This is a genomic window from Alkalihalophilus pseudofirmus OF4 (assembly GCF_000005825.2).
Lineage (GTDB): Bacteria > Bacillota > Bacilli > Bacillales > Bacillaceae_D > Alkalihalophilus > Alkalihalophilus pseudofirmus.
This window is the reverse complement of sequence record NC_013791.2, coordinates 1,796,113-1,818,383: the sequence shown is the minus strand read 5'-3', so window position 1 is coordinate 1,818,383 and position 22,271 is coordinate 1,796,113. Positions and strand designations below refer to the sequence as shown.

Below are 22,271 nucleotides of genomic sequence, written 5' to 3'. Positions count from 1 at the left end.
AGGAAATCCTCAGGAACTGCCTTTGTTTTCAATATTTTAGCAAGAAATATAATCAAACAAGTACAATAATTCACTACAGTAGGCCTATTCTGAGGTGGAAGCGCTGAATGTCTGCGATCACTACTCAAGACATGTTGAAAATGTTACAAAATTAATATTTGATTAAAACTTTGAAAACCCTTGAAAACTACTTCAAGGGTTTTCATTTTTATATGATGAGATAATAAGTGGGCTTACTAGCTACAAATATCAAACCTAAAGTTGTACAATGCTTAGTGAAATACGGCATCAGACTGATACACCGTTAAATAAAACTCAAGACACATGGTTTCTCCTGAAAAAGGCAATCAACTTTTGCAAACATAGTGACTTGCGGCCTATATTTATGTAAAATATAGTAGAAAGGTACACGAATACACTTAGTCCTTGTGTATTGTGGATAGAGTAAGCGTCTTAAATTTAATGCGAGGAGATTCATAAATGCTTCCACAAAGCAAGTTACAGTATTTGTTTAATTCGTATACATTGTATAGTTTATTAGAATTCAATGTTTCAAAAAAAATGATTGATCACCTCGTAGAGTATGATTTTGTAGTTAACGACTTTTTAACCGAGTCTAACAAGGTTGCCCAATTAAAGACTGCTAAAAAGGCAATGACGAGAAAAGTAATGAATGCCATAGCTTTTTTAAGTATTGAGGCATATGAACAATCTGTTTATAAATTGAGTGCTGCAGGATTGTCACCGTCAAGTATTCGCTTACTAGCGGATCATAACATTACATACGATCAAATTGATTCTATGACATACGATATTTTTTTTGAACGGATCGGTCGCAAGAACAAGAAAGTCATTTTTGAACGCATTATAGAAGCATATAGATTGTGTGAAGAGTTATTTCAATCCGATGTTACTGCAAAGACCTATCACTTTTACTTACATGAGTATTGCGAACAGCTGCAACCACGCCATTATGTCACCAAGGATACTCTGGCTAAGGAGTTAAGTGTAAGGCTTAACATACCGGAAACAGAAATAGAAGTAGAGAGCATAGAGCTATTTTTGCACAAGAAAACGATGGAAAACTACTTGACGTTTATCCCAGATCTTGGCTTCAAAAGAAATGTAAAAACGATAAAACAATTACTTGCAGAAGATTTTAAAGATAAAGAGATATTGATCCGCCGCATGAAGGGGGAGTCTCTTCAACAGATCGGTGATAGTTTGAATTTGTCCCGTGAACGTATCCGCCAAAGGGAAGCGAAGCTGCTCAACAGACTACCTGAACTTGAGGAGCTCAATTTTTATAAGGACGTTTTTGAGGTATACGAATGGGATGAGGAACTGTTTTCAGCAGTGTATGGGGAAATACCAGAAGTGTACCAGCTGCTAAACATAAAGTTGGATCAAGGAGAAAGAAGTGTATTAGATTTATTGGATAAACTTTCCTTGACAGCAGAGCAGCAAGAACTCGTTTTAGCTCATTTCAATTGCTATATCAATTATGAAAATAAGGTTGTTCCCTACAATAACAAAGTAGCTTTCTTTGAACACCTGATGTTTCACTTTGGGCAAACAGCAGTTAGCAATGAGGATTTTAATGAGGTAGCTAACGAGTATATAACGGAGCACCGTCTGGATCCGTCCCTTTACTATACAGAACGAAGTGCAATGGGATTGATTGATCGGTCCCGCAAGATCATCCGTACAAAAAGGAACAGTTTTCGATTTTATGATGTGGACAAAGTTGACCCAGAAATGATGAATCACTTAAAAGAACTTCTTGATCTGGACCCCGGTGTATATCACATGGCGAAGATATTCAATGAAAACGAAGCTTTAATGGTTGAGTTAAATATCGATTCAGGCCATGAGCTTCACAATTTATACAAAAGATACATTGAAGTAGAAGGCGTGACCTTTACGAAAATGCCTGAGTTTTGTGTGCAGACGAGTAAAAAGGAATTCTTAATAAGTCTGTTTTACGAATTGGCCCCGATCTCAATTGAAGAATTTTTGGATTATGTGAAGAATAACTATGGTTTACGGAAGGATTCGTTACACAGCCTCCTGTACAGCAATGACTACTTGCCCTATATACACGATCATTTTATTAAAGTGAGCTATAAAGAGGTCAGTGAAGCAGAGTATTCCCTAGTTGATTCACTTCTGAAAAACGATCTTTATACTGTTCAGGAGTTTATCAAACTTGGCTTTGAGCATATTCAGGATTTTAAAGAGAAGTTTGTTAACAATCAGGCCCTAATGAAACTAAATTATAGTTTAAAGGGGATGTTCGTCCTGAACCGGAAATACAACTCGATTGATCAGTATTTTACTAGACTTATTCTGAAAAACGATATGTTCCGTAATACGCGATCACACCACTTTAAAACGAATCACTTTTTGAGTGCACTATACAATTTGGAGAAAAAACTGGAAGTTGTAAAAGTGGCGCCGGATATGTATATGACTAGTAGAAAGATTGAAGGGGCAGGAATCTCTAAGGACGAATTGGCTGCATACAGGGAGGCAGCTTACCATTACTCCGAAGCACCTTATTTCACCTATTACTCTATAAAGGAGGAAGGGTTCGAGCATGAGCTGGAAAACTATGGATTTGAAGAGGTTTTTTACGAGCGGATCATCTGGACTCATCCAAAGCTTCGGGCGCTGAATACGAAAAACTGTACGATCTTCTCAAAAACAGGTGAGGAATTTACATTAAAGGAATTTCTCGAATGGTTTTTCAGTAAGGAAAGCGAGCCACTTGACCTTGACGTTCTGAAGACAAGGCTGAAGTGGGAATTTAGCATTGATCTTAATAAAGATAAACTGATTCGTACCATACAGAACACAACGTTTTATTACTCAAGAGAAATGAATAAGGTATACCAGAACAAAGAACGATTCTACGAAACTATCTACAGTGGAGAGAGGTAATGAAAATGCAAAACCTAAAAGAATACATTGGAATATCTATTAAGGAAACCGGGGAAAGTCGCCGGCTTAAGATAAAAAATACAGAAGAGTCCTACAAAGTGTTAACCATCCCCCTCGAACTGTGCCATTACAATGAAAAAAACGGTCGGATTTCGACATATATTAGTCAGTATTTATCAAGTGGGGAAGAATTACAAAAAAATGATATTGAGGCGTACAATAAATTATTGGAAAAGTTTATCTACCAATCCAATCCAAATGCGCTGGAGAAAACGAAGAAGAACATAAGCCTCCTCGGCCAGCTTGAACCGGGTGTCATTCTTAATGACGGCCGGATCATTGATGGAAACCGCCGCTTTACTGCGCTGCGCAAGCTAAAAGCAGAGGGGAAGGGCGATATATTTTTTAATGCAATTTTACTCGATCAATCAGTAGGCATAGACGCTAAAGACATAAAAAAACTTGAGCTGCAGTTGCAACACGGAAAAGAAAAGCCGATCGACTATAATCCGATTGATAACTTAGTAGACATCTATCAGGATATTATTGAAAACGAGCTATTTTCAATCGAAGAGTACAGCAACTACGTTAACAAATCGGTAAGTGATGTGAAGAAAATGGTCAAACGTGCAGTACTTATGAATCAATTTCTTGAGTTCATTAACGCAGAAAAGCAGTATTACATTGCACGTGATTGGGAATTCGATACAATCCTGCAGGATATTCTGACGATTATTGAAGGTCAGATAAAAGGAATAGATGTCATTACAATACTTGAGAACAAGGACGACAAACAAGATGTGCAGGAGTATATGCGCATCCGCGATACCTTGTTTACGGTGGCACTTGCAGGACGAATGCAAAAAACCCATGATCTGTCCCGAAACATGCGAGATATCGGCAGACATGTCATGAGTTCCGATGAAAAGGAAAACTTTTTGGATGACCTTGAAGATCAGGTTGAAGACATTTACGAGGCACTTCATGAGTATGAACAGGTTAACCTAGACACACTCAGCGAAGTGAGTAAGGAGAATGACGAGGCGCAGCAAGAAGTCGTTCAAAAAGGCCAACAGTATATTGAGAGCGGCAGACAGAAAGATGTGCAGACTAAGCCGGTAACCATCATGAACAAAGTTATTAAAGATATGGAGAAACTGGATATGGTTCAGTTAAAACATATGGACGATGAAACCGAACAGGAATTTCTTACTCATTACAACAAGCTTGAGGCAGAAATGAAAAAAATCGCAGAGGCCTTACGTGTATAAGACACTTCAGCTGCAGCCGTCTTATTTTTCAGATGAAGTGGATATTAAAAACGCTTTTTACGTTCCTGTTCTGGAAAAATCGGTCACATACGACCGCGTAAGTGCCTATTTTAGCTTCAAAGCACTGGCTGCCTACGCAAAGGGCATTGAAGGTATGATTCGTCAAAACGGAAAAATGCGTTTTATCATTTCTCATGAGATCAGCAAGGGTGATTATGATATACTCAAAAACGGCTACGAGATCAAGAAATCCTTGGCTCCAAAACTGTCAATCGAGGACTTTAAGCAACTCAGCCTGGAAGATCAGAGGAACGTCCATAATTTTACCCACTTAATTGCGCGAGGCATGATTGAGTTTAAGATAGGGTTTACGCACAATGGCCTGTTTCACAGTAAATATGGTATTTGCCATGATGCAGACGGGAATTGCATTTACTTTAGTGGCTCGAATAACGAAACACTTGCAGCCCTAGCAAGAAACTATGAGGCGTTTGATGTCACAGCCTCGTGGAAAAGCGCCCCCTTTGATCAGCAACGGATTTCAAGGGCTATTGCTGAGTTTAAAAAGCTATGGAGTACCGGCTCAAGCAACGGATTCGTTTTTGTAAAAGAAATCGATGAGATTGTTAGACAGAAACTAATTCAATATGATAAGGGGAAAATCATTGTGAATTCTACTTTTTTATCACCCAATTCGCTTATTTTAGATCACGTGGAAGGCGAATTAGTCGTCCACAATAATGTAACATCCTATATGATCCTGGGAACAGAACGGGTCTTTCAGTCAAAATTACTGGCCTACTTAGAAAGCGATTTCCCACACTTCCAAAAAGATCTGACGCACCTTGACCTACAGGATATTATTAATCATTTAAGAAAGTTTGCAAAACGAAAGAATTTTGAAGTGGTGGTAACCGAAGCGCTACAGCAATTCATCTCTCAAAAGACGTACTTTATTAAAGAAAGAGCAGATTACGGCAAAGCCATCAAGTTTTATCAGGAAGATTTGAACCCGGTTGTTGCTGAACGGTTCAACGCGTTTAAAGAAACAGCCACAAAGGCGCTTGCTCGACCACCACGGGAAGTACAGCTTTGGTGCGGTTTCTATATGTTTGAAATGCAGCGGGCTTCAAACTTTTCCGTGCCCGGGGCCGGTAAGACGACAATGTCTTATCTCGTTTACTCATATTTAACAGCACCGGAAGTTGACCTGGTTGATAAAATCGTTATGATCGGACCAAAGAATTCCTTTTTAGCGTGGAAGAAGGAGTTTTATGAAAACTTTAAAGAAAACAAACTGCTGCGCGTACTTGATGTGCAGCGCCGTAAATATTCACCGACGGAATTTATAACCGAATCCGGGAAGTGTAATGTTATTCTGGTCAATTATGAATCTGTTGGAAAGTATGAGGATGTGCTAAGCAATGTCATTGATGAGCGGACGATGGTTATTTTGGATGAAGTGCATAAAATTAAAGGCATTCAAAGTTCACGAGCGCAATCGGTAAAGGCGGTGACAAAGAGGGCAAAGTTTAAGTTTGCCCTCACAGGTACACCGATTCCCAACTCGTATGAAGATATCTATAACCTGTTAAAAATCTTATATGATGATGAGTATCGTATGTACTTTAATTTCAGAAAGGATCAATTGAAAAGTCCTAATGCTGTGATGGTTGAACGGATCAATGATATGCTGTATCCCTTTTTCTGGCGTACGACCAAGGACCAGCTACAGGTGCCGCCGGCCAATGAAAACGAATTGCTTTATGTCACCGCTGATGAACAGGAGCAGCAGCTTTTAAACCTGCTGTATCTAAAATACGGACACTCCATTTTTCATCTCTATATTCGTCTGATTCAGGCATCGGTCAACCCGCTGCTTTTACTAAACAGTATTGATTACATTGAAATGTACGGGGAGGACGTTCATAACAATGAGGACCATAGGGGCACGAACGATTTGGATCAGATTCAGTTTACAAAGGAAGAAATAGAGTTGATTCGTAGTGTTCCGAAAACGTCAAAATACGATAAAGCCATTAATCTGGCACACTCACTCTACAAGGAAGAAAAGCAATCGATTATCTGGTGCATTTTTGTTGATACGATGCTCACCCTTAAAGACGATTTACGACAAAAAGGCATCAATGCAGAAGTGATTTATGGAAATACGCTTCAAGAAGAACGTGACGCTATTATCGAACAATTCCTGAATAGGGAAATCGATATTCTCATAACGAACCCGCACACACTGGGGGAATCGGTCTCGCTGCATCATACTTGTCACGATGCTATTTATCTCGAGTACTCATTTAACCTGACCCACCTTCTTCAATCCCGTGATCGTATTCATCGTCTAGGATTAAAGGAAGATGATTATACACAGTATTACTTTTTGATGCTACAAGGCCAGGCTGGTGAACGCAGTACGATTGATGAACGCATTTATCAACGGTTAATGGTCAAGGAAGAACGGATGCTCTCCGCCATTGAACGTGGGGTTTTAATCCCGGACCCAACAGTGGACCTAGAGGAGATCACTGCTTTGTTTGATGAATAATTGGAGATATAAATGAGGCATTGGCTAAAATTGAAAGAGTCTTAGCTAAAGAGCCTAATATTTTGATGGATGAGGCTCTTTCGAATAAGAGCATCCAAGGACAGTATTATTATTGGGAACAGGCTGACAGTATTTCATTCAAAGTCGAATTTCGTTAGTTTAGAAAGTGTTGAATTTCCGTTTGATTATCTAGTATGAAGCATGTTGAACGAGTGGTTCAAGCATATTTGGGAGCAGGAGATTGCCAACCTTTCCATTCATTTAAGTACAAGATAGGGAATGACTATATTGTATACCCAATTGGAGCTGAGTACCGATCAAGAAACTGCGTGACGATATGGCTCCACAGACGCTACTCCCGGTCAACGGTGATATTCCTGCTTGCCAGGTTGGTCTTGAGCTGGCTTAGAGAGATACGACGACAAGTGCCTGGCACTTGTCGTCTATTATTCAACAGGTGAATTAGAAAACCTAGCAAAATACCCCAGATGAAAAATAGGTAATGCCCAAAGAAAATAACCTATTATGTTAGACTCGCCTATACAACAAAATGAATGATTACAATATATACCAACTGGTGTATACTAGGAATTGATAAGCTACTAGGAGGTATGTTACATGCTTAAACAGAAATGGTATTTATCAACTTGGTTCATTTCTATCTGGTTTGCACTATCTTATTTTATTCTTCCTTTTTTTATAGGTTTGATCTTGCTAGCTCTTCAAATCATTGATAACAAAAAGAGAAATAAAGAGTGGAAAGAACAGGGGTTAGATGATTTAGCAAAGGTTAAGCAGTTAACTATAGACCTAGAGAAAGAAAATGATAACTTAATTGTTCAAAAGGAAAAAGTGAAAATGGATATCAGCAAAGAAGAAGAACAACTGCAATTAATTAAGTCTGAATTAGTTTCCTATGAAGAAGAACATTTGTACCAAACGTTTGGTTTCTATGAGCCAAAGTATGGATTTGAAAATAGCGAGAAATATAAAGAGCAGCTAGATATTATTCGTGATAAACAAAAGCAAATGGCCAAAGATGATACTGCAACGAATTCAAAGAGATGGCAGGTTGATGGTAGTGAGAAGAAAGGTGAGGCTCTGCGTAAAGACAATGTGAAAATTGCTGTGAGAGCTTTTAATCAAGAATGCGATATTGCTATTTCAAAGGTTAAATTTAACAATATTGATACTGTCGAAAAGCAAATTAAGAAGGCTAGAGAACAGATAAATAGATTGAACAAACGTAATGGGGTAGAAATAAAACTCGATTATCTAGCTCTGAAAATTGAAGAGCTTTATTTAGCTTATGAGTACCAAGTAAAGAAAGAAGAAGAAAAAGAAGAGCAACGAATTCTTAAAGAACAAATGAGGGAAGAGAAGCGTATACAAGCTGAAATTGATCGAGAAAGAAAGAAGCTAGAAAAGGACGAAAAACACTTTAATCAAGCGCTAGAAAAATATAAACAGCAACTAGAAAAAGCAAGTGATGAATTGAAGCTAGAAATTGAGGTAAAGATATCTGAAATTGAAGAGAAGATGAGCGAAATTCAAAAAGAAAAAGAGCAGGTGGATTATCGAGCACAAAATGCTAAAGCTGGATATGTTTATATTATCTCTAATATTGGTTCTTTTGGAGAAAACATGTTTAAAATAGGGATGACAAGACGTTTAGAGCCTATGGAGCGTATAAATGAATTAGGTAACGCATCTGTTCCATTCTATTTCGATGTTCATGCAATGGTCTTTTCTGAAGATGCCCCCAAACTAGAAAGTTTATTGCACAAGGAGTTTGAAAAATATAGAGTTAATAAAGTGAATCATAGAAAAGAATTCTTCAAAGTTGATATTAATGAGATAGCAAGAGTAGTTAAAGAAAACCATAACAATACAGTTGAATTCACCAAACTTGCTGTCGCTGAAGAATTTAGAAAATCTTTACAAATAGCTAAAGAGACTGATCAAGAAAAAGCATATGACGAGGTGGCAGCAGGTTAAGTAATTATAAACATTAAATTAAGAGACAACGTGGTATGTCTCTTTTTTTTGATCGAGGTATAACAGCTTAAATCATAATGCTAGAAGAAATTTAGCATTAATAATGACAATTTAGATTATTCAGAGGTAAGCATTTCAATTGTAAATTTTTTGATTTAGAAGAACACAATAAAAAATTAATGACGAAGTGCAGTATAATAGTACCAATATATTTAACCAATATTAGAACCGGATGTGATTGGTATGATAGTCTATGAAGCTACTAAAAATGAATTTCTGATTGATGTCTATCAGGATGAGCTTGTTAACAACATTGTGAAAAATTACAATTCTAAAATTGGTCGTATTAATGAACGAGAAGTTCGTTCCTGGGATAATTCAATGCAATATATGTACAGAATTTTAAGTGATCCTGAAATCCCTGATAATGCTGGTATTGCTATTGAATTTAAAATACCACATACATCTAAAAGAGTTGATTTTCTAATTTCAGGAAAAAAAGAAAAGCGAAATTCTATTATTATTGTTGAACTAAAACAGTGGGAAGAAGTGGAATCAATTGAAGGAAAAGAAGCTATTGTCAAAACAGTAATTAACCGTGGAATTCGAGAAACACCGCATCCTTCTTATCAAGCTTGGTCTTATGCTGCATTAATTAAAGATTATAACGAAAATGCGCAAAAAAGAGAGATATCCTTTTATCCTTGTGCCTATTTACATAATTATATTAACCAAGGAAATAAAGATCCCTTAACTAGTCCCGCCTATCATTATTATATTGAACAAGCTCCTGTCTTTGTAAAAGGAGAAGCCGCTCATTTAAGAGATTTCATAAAACGTTATATTCAGTTCGGGGACAATAAAGAAAACCTCTATGAGATCGAAAATGGACGAATCAGACCTTCAAAATCATTGCAAGACTCTTTAAATAACATGCTTAAGGGTAACAAGGAGTTCATAATGATTGATGAACAAAAAGTAGTCTATGAGCAAGCTATACATATGGCTAATACGGCAATTAGGACGGGAGAAAAACAAGTATTAATTGTGAGAGGTGGCCCTGGAACTGGAAAATCAGTGCTTGCTATTAATCTATTAGTTGAGTTAACAAACCAAAACAAAGTGTGCCAATACGTGACCAAAAACGCTGCTCCAAGAAATATCTATGCAAATAAATTAAAACAAGACTTTAGAAAAGGACATATCGATAACTTATTTAAAAGTTCTGGTAGTTATATAGAAGCGCCAGAAAATGAATTTGATACTCTAATCGTAGATGAAGCTCACAGATTAAATGAGAAGTCAGGGATGTTTCAACATCTTGGAGAAAATCAAATCAAAGAAATTATTAATTGTTCTAAATTCTCTATCTTTTTTATTGATGAAAATCAGAGAGTGACTTTAAAAGATGCCGGGAGTCTCACTGAAATAAAAAAGCATGCTATTGATAAAAATGCAAATATTGAAGTGATGGAACTTGAATCTCAATTTCGATGTAATGGCTCGAATGGTTATCTAGCTTGGCTGGATGATGTTCTTGGAATTCGTGAAACAGCTAACACTAATTATATGGGTGGCCATTATGATTTTAGGGTATATAACAATCCAAATGAACTTAGAGATGAAATTGAATTATTAAATAAAACTAATAACAAGTCTCGTATAGTTGCGGGCTATTGTTGGAATTGGAATAAAGAAGGAAAAAGCGACTCAAACTACCACGATATTAAATTAGAAGAATTTAATTATAATATGAGCTGGAACTTGGACAATTCAGCTACATGGGCGATTGATTCGACCTCAGTAAAAGAAGCAGGATGTATTCATACCTGCCAAGGACTTGAATTTGATTACGTCGGCGTCATTATAGGAAATGATTTAAAATATGTTAATGGGGAAGTTATTACAGATCATAAAGCGAGAGCAAAAACAGATTCTTCACTTAGAGGATTAAAAAAGATGATAATAGAAGACCCTGAGAAAGCGACCAAAATAGCTGATGAAATTATACGAAATACATATCGAACTCTAATGACAAGAGGGCAGAAAGGTTGTTTTGTTTATTGTACAGATGATAACTTAGCTAATTACCTTTTGAGCAGATACGATAAGGTTAGTAAATCTTATGAACCAAATGATTTTTTCCATGAACATATAGCTGAAAGTGATCAGGAAAGATACAAGTGAACGTGATGATTGAATATATTACAGAAAATAGCGAAAATGCTATACTATAAAATAAACATCAAGCAACCAGAGAGGAGTTACAACATTGAAAAAAAACATACACGTAGTAGGAGCAGTAATATTTGAAGACAATAAAATTCTCTGTGCAAAAAGGGGAGGTGAGAAAGCTCTTCCTCACCTTTGGGAGTTTCCAGGTGGAAAAATTGAAAAGGGTGAGAGTCCTGCAGATGCTTTAAAGCGTGAGTTATTAGAAGAAATGAAGTGTAAAATAGATGTGCATGAACAAATTGAATATACCATCTATGAGTATGATTTTGGTGTGGTACACTTAACGACCTTTCGCTGTAATTTAATAGAGGAGAAACCAGTATTAACGGAGCATATAGATATGAAGTGGTTAACTCCAAATGAATTGCATCAATTAGAATGGGCTCCTGCTGATATACCAGCGATCGAAAAGATTGAGTCATTATATGTTTAATAGCTACTCCTATAAGAGTAGCTTTTTTATTTACATTTGAATCTATTACATTTACAATTTTAGGTATAAAAAGAACAGAATGGTGATCAGATGGATAATAATATATTAACTAATTTGCAAGAATCAATCTATAAAGGGTTTATTGATCATTCACAGGGTCGATCTTCTAAACACAAGCCAAAATTACTTGTGAATAATACTAATGCAAAAGAAACGATCCTATCAACAATCCAAGAGGAGCTTTCACAGTGTGAAGACTTCTTCTTCTCTGTTGCGTTTATAACTGAAAGTGGACTAGCAACATTAAAGTCTATTCTTTGGGACCTGCACCAAAGAAATGTTAGGGGAAGAATCTTAACCTCTACTTTCCTCCAATTTAACCAACCAAAAGTATTTAAAGAATTATTAAAGATACCTAATTTAGATGTACGATTAACAAATCTAAAAGGGTTTCATTCAAAAGGGTATATTTTTAAACACTCTACTCATTTCTCACTCATTGTAGGCAGTTCGAACTTAACCGCTCAGGCACTTAAAGCAAACTACGAATGGAACGTTAAATTGGATTCGCTCGAAAATGGTGAGATCATTCGCCACTTTACTCAACAGTTTGAAGATGTTTGGGAGGATTCGATTCCCTTAAGTTTACTTTGGATTACTGAGTATGAACGTATTTTTAAGAGCGAGCAATTTAGAAACAAAGATAGCATTATAGAAATGCCCTTAGATTATAGAATTAACTCTATTGAAGATGCGCTTTCTATCAAACCGAATAAAATGCAAGAAGCTGCACTTGAAAATATTGAAGCTGTTCGAGTAGCGGGGAATAAGAAAGCTCTTATTGTATCAGCCACTGGTACAGGAAAAACGTTTTTATCTGCTTTTGACGTTAGACGTTTTGCTCCCAACAAAATGTTATTTATTGTTCATAGAGAGCAGATATTACATAAAGCCAAAGATGATTACCAACTTATACTCGGCGGCCCTGACAAAGACTACGGCATCCTATCTGGTAATAAAAAGGAGACAAATGCTAAATACCTCTTTGCAACAATTCAGACACTCTCAAAAGAGGATGTATTATTAACATTTACACCTGAAGATTTCGATTACATTTTAATTGATGAAGTACATAAAGCAGGGGCAAATACTTATTTAAAAGTAATGGATTATTTTCAACCAACTTTCATGATGGGAATGACAGCGACCCCAGAACGGACTGATGACTTTAATATATACGAACTTTTTGATTACAACATTGCATATGAGATCCGTTTACAAGAAGCATTAGAAGAAGATATGCTTTGTCCGTTTCATTATTTTGGAGTCACTGAATACGAGTATGAAGGAAAACTAATAGATGAAACAGCTACTTTGTCTAAGTTAATAACCGAAGAACGTGTTCAACATATTCTTGAGAAAATTAATTATTATGGTCATTCAGGCGATCATGTCCGTGGTTTAATGTTCTGTAGTCGAAAAGAAGAGGCAGTAAAATTGACGGTGGCGTTGAATGAACACGGGCTTAAAACAGTTGCATTACTTGGAAATCATTCTCCTGATGAACGGTTACGTAGAGTTAATGAATTAGAAAGTGGAGAATTAGATTACATTATTACTGTTGATATTTTTAATGAAGGAGTAGACATCCCGAGCATAAACCAAGTGGTTATGTTAAGACAAACACAGTCAAGTATTATTTTTATTCAACAGCTTGGTAGAGGTCTACGCAAACACAATTCCAAAGAATTCGTAACTATTATTGATTTTATTGGTAATTACAAAAATAATTACCTCATTCCAGTAGCATTATCTGGTGATCGTTCGCAAAATAAAGATTCAATTAGAAAAAATACCAAGGATACATGTTATATAAAAGGGGTATCATCAATAAATTTCGAGGAAATTGCCAAGAAGCAAATATTTAAGTCTATTAGTGATTCTAAGTTAACATCCATGAAGATTTTAAGGGAAGCTTATATCGAATTGAAAAAACGGCTAGGACGTGTACCTTCTTTGCTTGATTTTTATACTACCAACTCCCTTGACCCTATTGTGATCGTTACAGAACATAAAAATTATTATCAATTTCTTGTTAAACTGAAGGAGAAAGTACCAATGCTTACTTCATACGAACAAACGGTTTTAACAATGCTGTCCCAGGAAATTCTCAACGGAAAACGAAAGCATGAGATCTCATTATTACAGGTATTATTGGCTGAAGGAATAGTGGAGGAGAGTACCATCCTAAGGAGATGGAAAGATAGTGGCTATCTAACTGATAAAAATACATTACTATCTGTTCACGTGTGCTTGATCTTTCTTTTTATACTTCAGCAACTATAAAAAAATACGGGGACAAGCCTATAGTAGAATATGAGATGAATCGATATAAATGGAACCGAAATTTTATGGAATCGCTGCAAAATAACCCACATTTTTATGAACAGGTTAAGAACATTTTACAAGTAGCTGAACATAAGAGTAAGCAATATGATAGCTCTACTGCACTTACACTTCACCAGAAATATTCTCGTAAAGATGCGTGTAAACTACTCAATTGGTTGAATGATGAAAGTTCAACAATGTATGGGTACAAAGCAAAACATGGAACATGTCCTATTTTTGTAACGTACCATAAACAGGAAGAAGAAGGATCAAGCATTAATTATGGTGATGCATTCTTAAGTCAAGATGTGTTTCAATGGTACACACGAAGTAATCGTACCTTACAGTCTGATGAAGTAAAAAAGATCATCAACTCTGAAGATAATAACCTTACTATGCATCTATTTGTGAAGAAAGACAATGCAGAAGGAACAGATTTTTATTATTTAGGAGAAGTTACCCCGGATAGACCGACCATCGAGCAAACAACTATGCCAGGAAATGACTTACCAGTGGTTCGTATTCAATTCAAGTTAAAAGAGACGGTGGAAACGTCCCTATATCATTATTTAATAGAAGAGTAGATAAAAACTATTGAATCTATCTGCTACTTATTATAACCGAATAGGTATTAGTAGATTAAATACTGAAGAATAAATTGTATTCATGAAACTGTTTGCAGAAAACTACAAGCCTTCAAGTTTGTAGTTTTTCATTTTGAGTAAAATTTCAAGCACAAGAAAGGAGTACCATTATGCAAAACAACCAATGTCCATTCTGCACCATCAAAGATTATTTATTTGAAAACAAACACGCTTACGCGATTTACGATCGATACCCTGTTACCGAAGGGCATATCCTTATCATCCCTAAGCGCCACGTAGCTGATTACTTTGAAGCAACGAGCACAGAACAGGCCGCTTTATTTGAGCTCGTGCATACTGCCAGAGCGTTCCTGAATGACACATATTCTCCAGATGGTTTTAACATCGGCATGAACTGTGGTGAGGCTGCTGGCCAGACAATTTTTCATGCCCACATCCACGTTATTCCAAGGTACAATGGAGATATGGAGAATCCTCGTGGCGGAGTTAGAGGGGTTATTCCAGCAAAACAATCCTATTAAACAGTAAAGGTGAGTGCCATGCCTGTATATAACAAACTAGTAAGAGATAGAATCCCTGAGATTATAGAGAAGACTGGAAAAGAATTTCGTACGGATATTTTAAATAAAGCAGACTATGAAGGGCAGCTTAAAGTAAAACTGAGAGAAGAGATGGGGGAATTGCTTGAAGCTGGTACGAAGAAAGATATTATCGAAGAAATGGCCGATCTATTAGAAGTCGTCTATGCGCTTGGTGCGATTCACAATATTAGACCGGGAGAGATTGAAACCGTGAGAAAGAAAAAGCAAAACGAGCGCGGAGGTTTTAACGAACGAATCTTTTTAGTTGATGTAGAGGATGAGTAAGGATGCGTCTAGTAACAGAACTATTAATTGATGAAATAAAAGAATCAATTGAAAAAGCTTCTTCCATTTACATAGTAACAGCTTTCCTAATGAAATCAGGTGTAGATTTGTTAAAAAGCCCTTTAAAACAAGCACTAGATAGAGGCGCAGAAGTGAAAGTGTGTACAGGTGATTACATGTATATCACCCATCCTGATGCTCTGCGCACTCTATTTAACCTTGATGAACGTATTGAGGTCAGGTTATGGAAAAACAATGGGCGATCGTTTCATCCCAAAGCTTATTTATTTCAATTTGAGGATAAGACAGGTCATGTAATTATCGGCTCTTCTAATATGTCAAAATCCGCTTTAACATCAGGGGTTGAGTGGAATGTTTCCATTCCATCAAAAGATGACCACATCATTTATGAAGAAGCCATACACGAATTTATGAAACTATTCTTAAGTGAACATACGATTCCAGTGAATGACGTAACAATCAAAGCGTATGAAGAAATGTATTTATTACAAAATCATTCACGAGATAATTGGTTTGATGAATGGGACGCAGATGATGAAAAAGAATTAATGTTTGGTCAGAAGGAGGAACATACACCTATACTTCATGACCCTCCAGAACCTTATCAAGTGCTAAAGCCAAGGCAAGCTCAGCTCGAAGCTCTAGAAGAATTAGAGAGAACCTTGGATGATGGATATGATAAATCATTAGTTGTTATGGCTACGGGGTTAGGAAAAACATATCTTTCCGCCTTCTTTGCACGTCGTTTTAAGAGGGTGCTCTTTATTGCACATCGAGAAGAGATCTTATATCAAGCAAAGAAGACATTTAATCATGTGATGCCTGATCGAACATGTGGTATTTTCAATGCCAGAGAGAAAGAAAGGGACGCGGATTTTGTATTTGCATCAATCTTTTCAATAGCAAACCAGAAACAAGTTGAAGAATTCGATAAAGATGCCTTTGATTTAATTATCATTGATGAATTTCATCATGCAGCTGCAAGGTCTTACCAGCATGTTCTTGAATATTTTTCTTATTCATTTTTATTAGGATTGACCGCAACTCCTGATCGCATGGATGGTAAAGATGTCTATGCTATTTGTGATGGAAACGTGGCTTATAAAATAGACTTTCTGACAGCCATTGAAAAAGGCTGGCTGGCTCCTTGATTACAGCCATCCGATTGAACCAGTTGTGCCATCTTTTTGATCCGCCTCGGACATGAATTTGATCCAATTAAGACATGACTGACCCACCCTCCTATATAATGAAGGAGCACATTTGTGCAAATTTATTATATAGGAGGTTTTTTTGTGGTTAAGTATCGAGAAATCTTAAGGCTTCATGCGCAGGAAGTCACACAAAGGGGGATAGCTTCGAGCTGTGGCCATTCTAGAAACACAATTAGAGAAGTAATTCGGCGAGCGGAAGAGAAGAACATTCAGTGGCCAATAGAAAAGGACATGACAGATCAAGACCTACAAATGATTTTATTCCCTGAGAAAAAGGTGCCGTCAGACCATCGTCGAAAGCCTGATGGCGAGTATATTCATAAGGAATTGGCTAAAACTGGGGTAACACTCTCCCTTTTATGGGACGAGTACTCTTTACAGTGCAGGGCAAACGATGAAATTCCGTACAGTTATCGTCAGTTTTGTAGATTTTACAACGACTATGCAAGGAAAACCAAAGCAACAATGCGCATCAAAAGAAAGCCTGGGGAACAAATGGAAGTGGACTGGGCAGGTCAAACTATGCATATCACGAACAATCTAACAGGAGAAGAAGCTCCTGTTTATATTTTTGTTTCTGCATTGCCATGTAGTCAATATGCGTATGTAGAAGGATTCTTATCCATGGATGTAGAGAGTTGGATTACAGCCCATATTCATGCTTTTGAATTTTATGGGGGAGTCACGAGGATTATTGTTCCCGATAACTTAAAGACAGGAGTGACAAAGTCTTCCCGTACCGATCCTATTATTAATCAAAGCTATCAGGAAATGGCTGAGTTTTACCAGACTACTATTATCCCAGCACGTGTACGTCATCCCAAGGACAAACCAAGTGTAGAAGGTAATGTTGGTCATATCTCAACTTGGATCATCGCTTCTCTTCGCAATGAAAAGTTCTTTTCTTTGATTGAACTAAACAAAGCGATAAAAGAAAAACTAGATGTAGTGAATACAAAACCTTTCCAAAAGAGAAAAGGGAATAGGCAGGAAGCATTTTTAGAGGAAGAAAGATTTGCATTGATTCCCCTGCCTCATTCACCTTATGAGATCGCAAGCTGGGCAAAGACCGTTGTCCAGCCTGACTATCATATAAAAGTGGATCATAACTATTACTCTGTTCCCTATGATTATATCAAATATGTGGTAGACGTTCGAGTAACGAGGAATATCATTGAAGTATTTTATAAGAATATACGAATTGCTTCGCATAAAAGATCAAATAAGTCAGGTGGAGATTTCAGTACTATTCCTGATCATATGCCTAGAGACCATAGAAAGTATGCATCATTTGATAAGGAATTTATATTAGAGTGGGGTGCTACAACTGGCCCTGCCACCTTATTAACCATTGAAAGAATCTTAGAATCTTATCCGACTGAAAAGCAGGGCCTGAAATCTGCCTATGCATTAATGAAACTAGCAGATAAATACTCTATCGAACGCATAGAGAAGGCATGTGAAAGAGTGTTGTCCTATACGCCAAGACCCAAACTAAAAAGCATTCAAACCATCCTAAAAACAGGACATGACAAATTACCAGTAGAGGATACAAGCAAACAGTTGAGCACACAAAAAAATGATAACGTTTACGGGTTTACTCGTGGCGCTGATTATTACGGAGGGAATAATAATGACAATTGATAACACTTTAACAAAATTAAATGAAATGAGAATGACTGCAATGGCAGAAACATTAAGAGAACAATTGAGAAATTCAGAATACCAAGAACTATCTTTCGAGGAACGATTTGGGTTACTCGTTGATATCGAATGGTCCAGAAGACAAAACAATAAACTTGATCGCCTGATCAAGTCGGCTGAATTACGTGATACACAGGCATGTATCGAGGATATTGAATATCATCCGGATAGAAAGCTTGATAAAGCGCAAATTTTACGATTAGCAACCTGTAATTATATTGAAGAACATCACAATATTATATTAATGGGTGCTTCTGGAAATGGAAAAACCTATTTATCTTGTGCATTTGGCATAGCTGCATGTCGTCAGTTGTATAAAGTGAAATATATTCGATTACCAGACCTCTTGGATGAATTAGCAATCGCAAGAGGAGAAGGAACTTATAGAAAGGTGATGAAAAAATACAAGAATGTAAACCTACTCATCTTAGATGAGTGGCTATTAACTCCGTTAAAAGAGACTGAGGCAAGAGATCTTCTTGAAATCGTAGAAGCACGCCACCAGCAAGGATCAACTATCTTTTGTTCTCAATTTGATCCTAGAGGATGGCACGATAAAATTGGTGAAGGTACACTGGCAGATGCCATTCTAGACAGAATTGTGCACGATTCCTACACCATACTTATTGACGGTGAAGTCTCCATGAGAGAACGTCACGGATTGGCGGTATCAAAATGATCCCAGAAGAAGTTGAAATCCGTATAGCGAAGTATTTTTTACACATGTATTTACCTGATGAAGTAATGCGGAAAGTGGAAGAAAAACTCCTACCTCCATGTATTTGGAAAGGTGAAGAGGAATTAGACTACGATGAACTCGTTCGTTGGTCTCTTGAGATAATTAATCAAGAACTAGACGGTAAAAGCTTTAAATAAGTCAAACAGCCATTGGAATGTTTCAGGTTTCAATGGCTTTATATCAATCTACTATTGTCTCTCTCCCCGGCACTTACTGGCTCATTCTGGCTCAATACTCATACGGAAAGATTACACCAATAATACTTTTGGATTCACTATTTATATGGTTGTGGATCACTTCTGTCATAAGTGGATCAATATCTTGTCCGGAGTGGGTCAAAAAGATGGCAGAGATGGGGCTAACCTATGTCCTTCTTCACTCCTTTCCGTTATCACGGTGTATATGATGAAATCGACTATTCATCCATAACATGGTTGGGAACACGATATGATGAAAGTGAGCTTTTAAATAAGCAGTTAAGTGATGATGTTTTTAACAATATTTATGATGCATGGCTTAAGTACAAACAAACTAGAACGCTTGTATTCTGTTCTTCTATTAAGCAATCTAACTATTTAGCAGAGTGCTTTCAACAAAAAGGTGTGTCTTGTATCAGCTTAAACTCAAAAACATCTTCCACTGATCGAAAAGGGGCAATCCGTAAACTTGAAACAGGTGAGCTTGAAATCATCCTAACAGTAGATCTTTTCAATGAAGGTATCGATATTCCGACTGTTGATACATTACTCTTTGTTCGTCCTACTGAATCACTGAGTGTATTCATCCAGCAAGTTGGAAGAGGATTACGTTTGGCCGACGATAAAGAAGCATGCGTGATTATTGATCTTATAGGAAATTATCGTAATGCAGACGTAAAGTTAAGAGTGTTTAGACAAGAAGAAGAGGATACGAAGTCAGCTAAGAAATCAGCTTCCATTCCATCTGTGCCGGATCTATGCTCGTTTGATTTAGAAACAAAGGTAATAGACCTTTTAAATCAATTACAGTTAAAAAGAAAACCTCGTCGAGAACAGATGATAGCATCTTTCCATAATGTGGTTAGAGAAATAGGTAGAAGACCAACTTATAAAAAGTTACACTTACAAGGGAGCTTCGATGGCAATCAATATAGGGTTGAGTTTGGCTCATTTTATGCTTTTCTAAAAGAAGCTAATGCTTTAGACAAGGAACAAATTGAAACATACGAGCTGTATTTAGATTGGTTAAAAGAAGTTGAAACTACCGATATGAATAAGAGCTATAAGATGGTTGTTTTGTCTTATATGCTTACCCGTGGTAAAGATGATTGGTTTAAAGCAATTACTCCAAGTGAGGCAGCTCCTTATTTCCATTCCTTTTTTATGGCAGAAGAATACCGAAAAAAAATAGACTTCTCAGCCAAAAATACTAGAGCTATGTGGGAATACAATGAAAAGAAGGTTGCTAAATTGATTGCAACTATGCCAATGACTATGTGGGCTGGAAAATCTAAGGGCTTAGTCGAATTTGACGGAGATCGTTTCAAAATGACGTTTGACGTGCTTCATGAACATAAGGAAACTCTATTTGAATGGACAAAAGAGATTTGTGAATATCGATTACATAGACATTTTGAAATGAAAGCAAAAAACAAGTAATGATGTGGAGGAAGTGTAATGTATCAACCAGAACCTCAGTCTATGACGTTTAGTACGTTAATTAGTGACATAGACAAAGGGATTATTAAAATTCCGCAATTTCAGCGTGATTTTGTATGGACAATTAATCAATCTGCTAAATTGATTGATAGTATTCTAAAAGGCTATCCGATCGGAACATTCATACTCTGGGAGTCAGGAGAAGAACTGCGATCAATAAAAAACATTGGCGGGGCAGAATTGCCGCCTACCCCATTAGGCTCTAAAGCTCAATATGTATTGGATGGCCAGCAAAGAATGACAAGCCTTTATGCAACACTTAAAGGGCTATTGGTACAACGAGAAACTAGAAAAGATAATTTTGCTGAGCTGTATATAGATTTAGTAGCTGATGAAGACGACCAGCTTGTCGTTACAGATATAGAGGATCGTAACCCTAAAGAAGTGATCTCTTTACGTAATTTACTCGAAGGTGATATTTCAGTTCTCATTGAGTATCCGAAGAGTTATCACAGTAAGCTAACTGATTACAAAAATAGAATGAACACATACCGCTTCTCCACGATTTTATTAAGAGATGCTACAATTGATGTGGCAACTGAAGTATTTACACGTCTGAATGTGGGCGGTAAAAGCTTAACTGTTTTTGAAATTATGGTAGCTAAAACATACGATGCTTCTAAGAACTTTGACCTGTCAGAGAAATATGATGATTTGTTGACTAGGCTGGAACAGGTCGAATATGAGACCATTCCAGAAAGTACCGTTCTACAAGTAGTTTCTACAATTCTAGTTAAAGAATGTTCTAGGCAGCATATTTTACGATTAGAAAAAGCTGATTTTATTTACGTTTGGGATAAAGCAGTAGACGCTATTGAAAGAGCTATTGAATACTTTAGAAACTATTACAGAATTCCGGTATCAAGACTCTTACCATATAACGGCTTAGTGGTGACATTCGCATATTTCTTTTACCACCATAAAAACAAGCCAACCGGATATATGCGTGAACTATTAGATGATTTCTTTTGGAGAGTATCTCTATCAGAAAGGTATTCAAGCGCATTAGAAACTAGATTAGGTCAAGATATTAAGCGAATTGACGTTATCTTAAAAGGCGAGCTGCCTAAATATGATTTAAAATTGAATGTAACAAAGGATTTAATTATTAATAATGGTCATTTCAGTGTCAATAGAAGCTTTATTAAATCTATCCTTTGCTTGATGGCATATCATGAGCCAAAATCATTTAGTGACAATTCAGTCGTTCGTATCAATAACAGTTTCTTGAAGCAGGCAAATAGTAAGAACTATCATCATTTTTTCCCTAAAGCATATCTTCAAAAAAAAGGTGAGGATATGTTCTATATCAATCATATCGTAAATATTACAATTGTAGATGATTTCTTAAATAAGAATATAATCAGAGCAAAAGCGCCGTCCGAATACATGAAGGATTTTGTTGAGCAAAACAGTAAAATAAGAGAAACGATGAAAGATCATTTAATAGGAGATTTAAATGAGTTTGGTGTTCTTAAAGATGACTATGAAACATTCTTTGAGAAAAGAGCAGAATTGATTGCAGAAGAGCTAAATAAATGGTTGATTACTAGTAAGTCTAATCTTGTAGAAACTATATAGTAAATAAATAAATCCC

The 22,271-nt window shown here is 36.6% G+C and carries 16 protein-coding genes and 1 pseudogene; all 17 read left to right on the top strand.

Features of this window, described 5'->3' with window-relative positions; translation table 11 throughout:
• Positions 1–480: 480 nt before the first annotated feature.
• The 17 genes and pseudogenes from BPOF4_RS09100 (at position 481) to BPOF4_RS09030 (ending at position 22,255) form a co-directional block, all read left to right on the top strand.
• The gene (locus BPOF4_RS09100) at positions 481–2,943 is read left to right on the top strand and encodes a sigma factor-like helix-turn-helix DNA-binding protein (protein WP_012958841.1); all 2,463 of its coding nucleotides are present in this window, start codon (positions 481–483) and stop codon (positions 2,941–2,943) included.
• Positions 2,943–4,214 (top strand): ParB/RepB/Spo0J family partition protein, encoded by a 1,272-nt coding sequence (locus BPOF4_RS09095; RefSeq protein ID WP_012958840.1) that lies wholly within the window; start codon positions 2,943–2,945, stop codon positions 4,212–4,214. The genes BPOF4_RS09100 and BPOF4_RS09095 overlap by 1 nt, the downstream gene beginning before the upstream one ends.
• Positions 4,207–6,774 (top strand): SNF2-related protein, encoded by a 2,568-nt coding sequence (locus BPOF4_RS09090; RefSeq protein ID WP_012958839.1) that lies wholly within the window; start codon positions 4,207–4,209, stop codon positions 6,772–6,774. Before BPOF4_RS09095 ends, BPOF4_RS09090 begins: the two co-directional genes overlap by 8 nt.
• A gap of 20 nt (positions 6,775–6,794) precedes the next feature.
• Positions 6,795–6,932: a hypothetical protein gene (locus BPOF4_RS22530; protein ID WP_012958838.1), complete on the top strand. Its 138-nt coding sequence runs from the start codon at positions 6,795–6,797 to the stop codon at positions 6,930–6,932.
• Between the two features lie 460 nt (positions 6,933–7,392).
• Entirely contained in the window at positions 7,393–8,772 is a 1,380-nt protein-coding gene (locus BPOF4_RS09085; RefSeq protein WP_012958837.1) for an SNIPE associated domain-containing protein, read from the top strand.
• A gap of 243 nt (positions 8,773–9,015) precedes the next feature.
• Entirely contained in the window at positions 9,016–10,959 is a 1,944-nt protein-coding gene (locus BPOF4_RS09080; protein ID WP_012958836.1) for a DUF2075 domain-containing protein, read from the top strand.
• Between the two features lie 85 nt (positions 10,960–11,044).
• Positions 11,045–11,440 carry a (deoxy)nucleoside triphosphate pyrophosphohydrolase gene (locus tag BPOF4_RS09075; RefSeq protein ID WP_012958835.1) on the top strand — a complete coding sequence of 132 codons (396 nt, stop codon included), beginning with the start codon at positions 11,045–11,047 and terminating at the stop codon, positions 11,438–11,440.
• 90 nt (positions 11,441–11,530) lie between these two features.
• Positions 11,531–13,878, top strand: a pseudogene (locus BPOF4_RS09070) (DUF8090 domain-containing protein); the annotation flags it as partial.
• Entirely contained in the window at positions 13,852–14,412 is a 561-nt protein-coding gene (locus BPOF4_RS23025) for a DUF3427 domain-containing protein (protein ID WP_476489875.1), read from the top strand. The pseudogene BPOF4_RS09070 and the gene BPOF4_RS23025, both read left to right, overlap by 27 nt.
• Before the next feature lie 170 nt (positions 14,413–14,582).
• A complete protein-coding gene (locus BPOF4_RS09065; protein WP_012958834.1) occupies positions 14,583–14,954 on the top strand; it encodes an HIT family protein in 372 nt (123 codons plus the stop codon).
• A gap of 18 nt (positions 14,955–14,972) precedes the next feature.
• Positions 14,973–15,299 carry a nucleoside triphosphate pyrophosphohydrolase gene (locus BPOF4_RS09060; RefSeq protein ID WP_012958833.1) on the top strand — a complete coding sequence of 109 codons (327 nt, stop codon included), beginning with the start codon at positions 14,973–14,975 and terminating at the stop codon, positions 15,297–15,299.
• A gap of 2 nt (positions 15,300–15,301) precedes the next feature.
• A complete protein-coding gene (locus BPOF4_RS09055; RefSeq protein ID WP_012958832.1) occupies positions 15,302–16,471 on the top strand; it encodes a DEAD/DEAH box helicase family protein in 1,170 nt (389 codons plus the stop codon).
• A gap of 144 nt (positions 16,472–16,615) precedes the next feature.
• Positions 16,616–18,178, top strand: coding sequence for an IS21 family transposase (gene istA, locus BPOF4_RS09050; protein ID WP_012958831.1), 1,563 nt, complete (start codon positions 16,616–16,618; stop codon positions 18,176–18,178).
• Positions 18,168–18,917 (top strand): IS21-like element helper ATPase IstB, encoded by a 750-nt coding sequence (gene istB / locus BPOF4_RS09045; protein WP_012958830.1) that lies wholly within the window; start codon positions 18,168–18,170, stop codon positions 18,915–18,917. The genes istA and istB overlap by 11 nt, the downstream gene beginning before the upstream one ends.
• Entirely contained in the window at positions 18,914–19,114 is a 201-nt protein-coding gene (locus BPOF4_RS09040) for a hypothetical protein (RefSeq protein WP_012958829.1), read from the top strand. The genes istB and BPOF4_RS09040 overlap by 4 nt, the downstream gene beginning before the upstream one ends.
• 228 nt (positions 19,115–19,342) lie before the next feature.
• Entirely contained in the window at positions 19,343–20,614 is a 1,272-nt protein-coding gene (locus BPOF4_RS09035; RefSeq protein WP_012958828.1) for a DEAD/DEAH box helicase, read from the top strand.
• 18 nt (positions 20,615–20,632) lie between these two features.
• Positions 20,633–22,255 (top strand): DUF262 domain-containing protein, encoded by a 1,623-nt coding sequence (locus BPOF4_RS09030; RefSeq protein ID WP_012958827.1) that lies wholly within the window; start codon positions 20,633–20,635, stop codon positions 22,253–22,255.
• The last annotated feature ends 16 nt before the right edge of the window (positions 22,256–22,271 follow it).

Coding starts and splice junctions, on each gene's coding strand:
- BPOF4_RS09100 (WP_012958841.1), top strand. CDS start 481: ATGCTTCCACAAAGCAAGTTACAGTATTTGTTTAATTCGTATACATTG.
- BPOF4_RS09095 (WP_012958840.1), top strand. CDS start 2,943: ATGAAAATGCAAAACCTAAAAGAATACATTGGAATATCTATTAAGGAA.
- BPOF4_RS09085 (WP_012958837.1), top strand. CDS start 7,393: ATGCTTAAACAGAAATGGTATTTATCAACTTGGTTCATTTCTATCTGG.
- BPOF4_RS09080 (WP_012958836.1), top strand. CDS start 9,016: ATGATAGTCTATGAAGCTACTAAAAATGAATTTCTGATTGATGTCTAT.
- BPOF4_RS23025 (WP_476489875.1), top strand. CDS start 13,852: ATGGAATCGCTGCAAAATAACCCACATTTTTATGAACAGGTTAAGAAC.
- BPOF4_RS09065 (WP_012958834.1), top strand. CDS start 14,583: ATGCAAAACAACCAATGTCCATTCTGCACCATCAAAGATTATTTATTT.
- BPOF4_RS09060 (WP_012958833.1), top strand. CDS start 14,973: ATGCCTGTATATAACAAACTAGTAAGAGATAGAATCCCTGAGATTATA.
- BPOF4_RS09055 (WP_012958832.1), top strand. CDS start 15,302: ATGCGTCTAGTAACAGAACTATTAATTGATGAAATAAAAGAATCAATT.
- istB (WP_012958830.1), top strand. CDS start 18,168: ATGACAATTGATAACACTTTAACAAAATTAAATGAAATGAGAATGACT.
- BPOF4_RS09040 (WP_012958829.1), top strand. CDS start 18,914: ATGATCCCAGAAGAAGTTGAAATCCGTATAGCGAAGTATTTTTTACAC.
- BPOF4_RS09035 (WP_012958828.1), top strand. CDS start 19,343: ATGTCCTTCTTCACTCCTTTCCGTTATCACGGTGTATATGATGAAATC.
- BPOF4_RS09030 (WP_012958827.1), top strand. CDS start 20,633: ATGTATCAACCAGAACCTCAGTCTATGACGTTTAGTACGTTAATTAGT.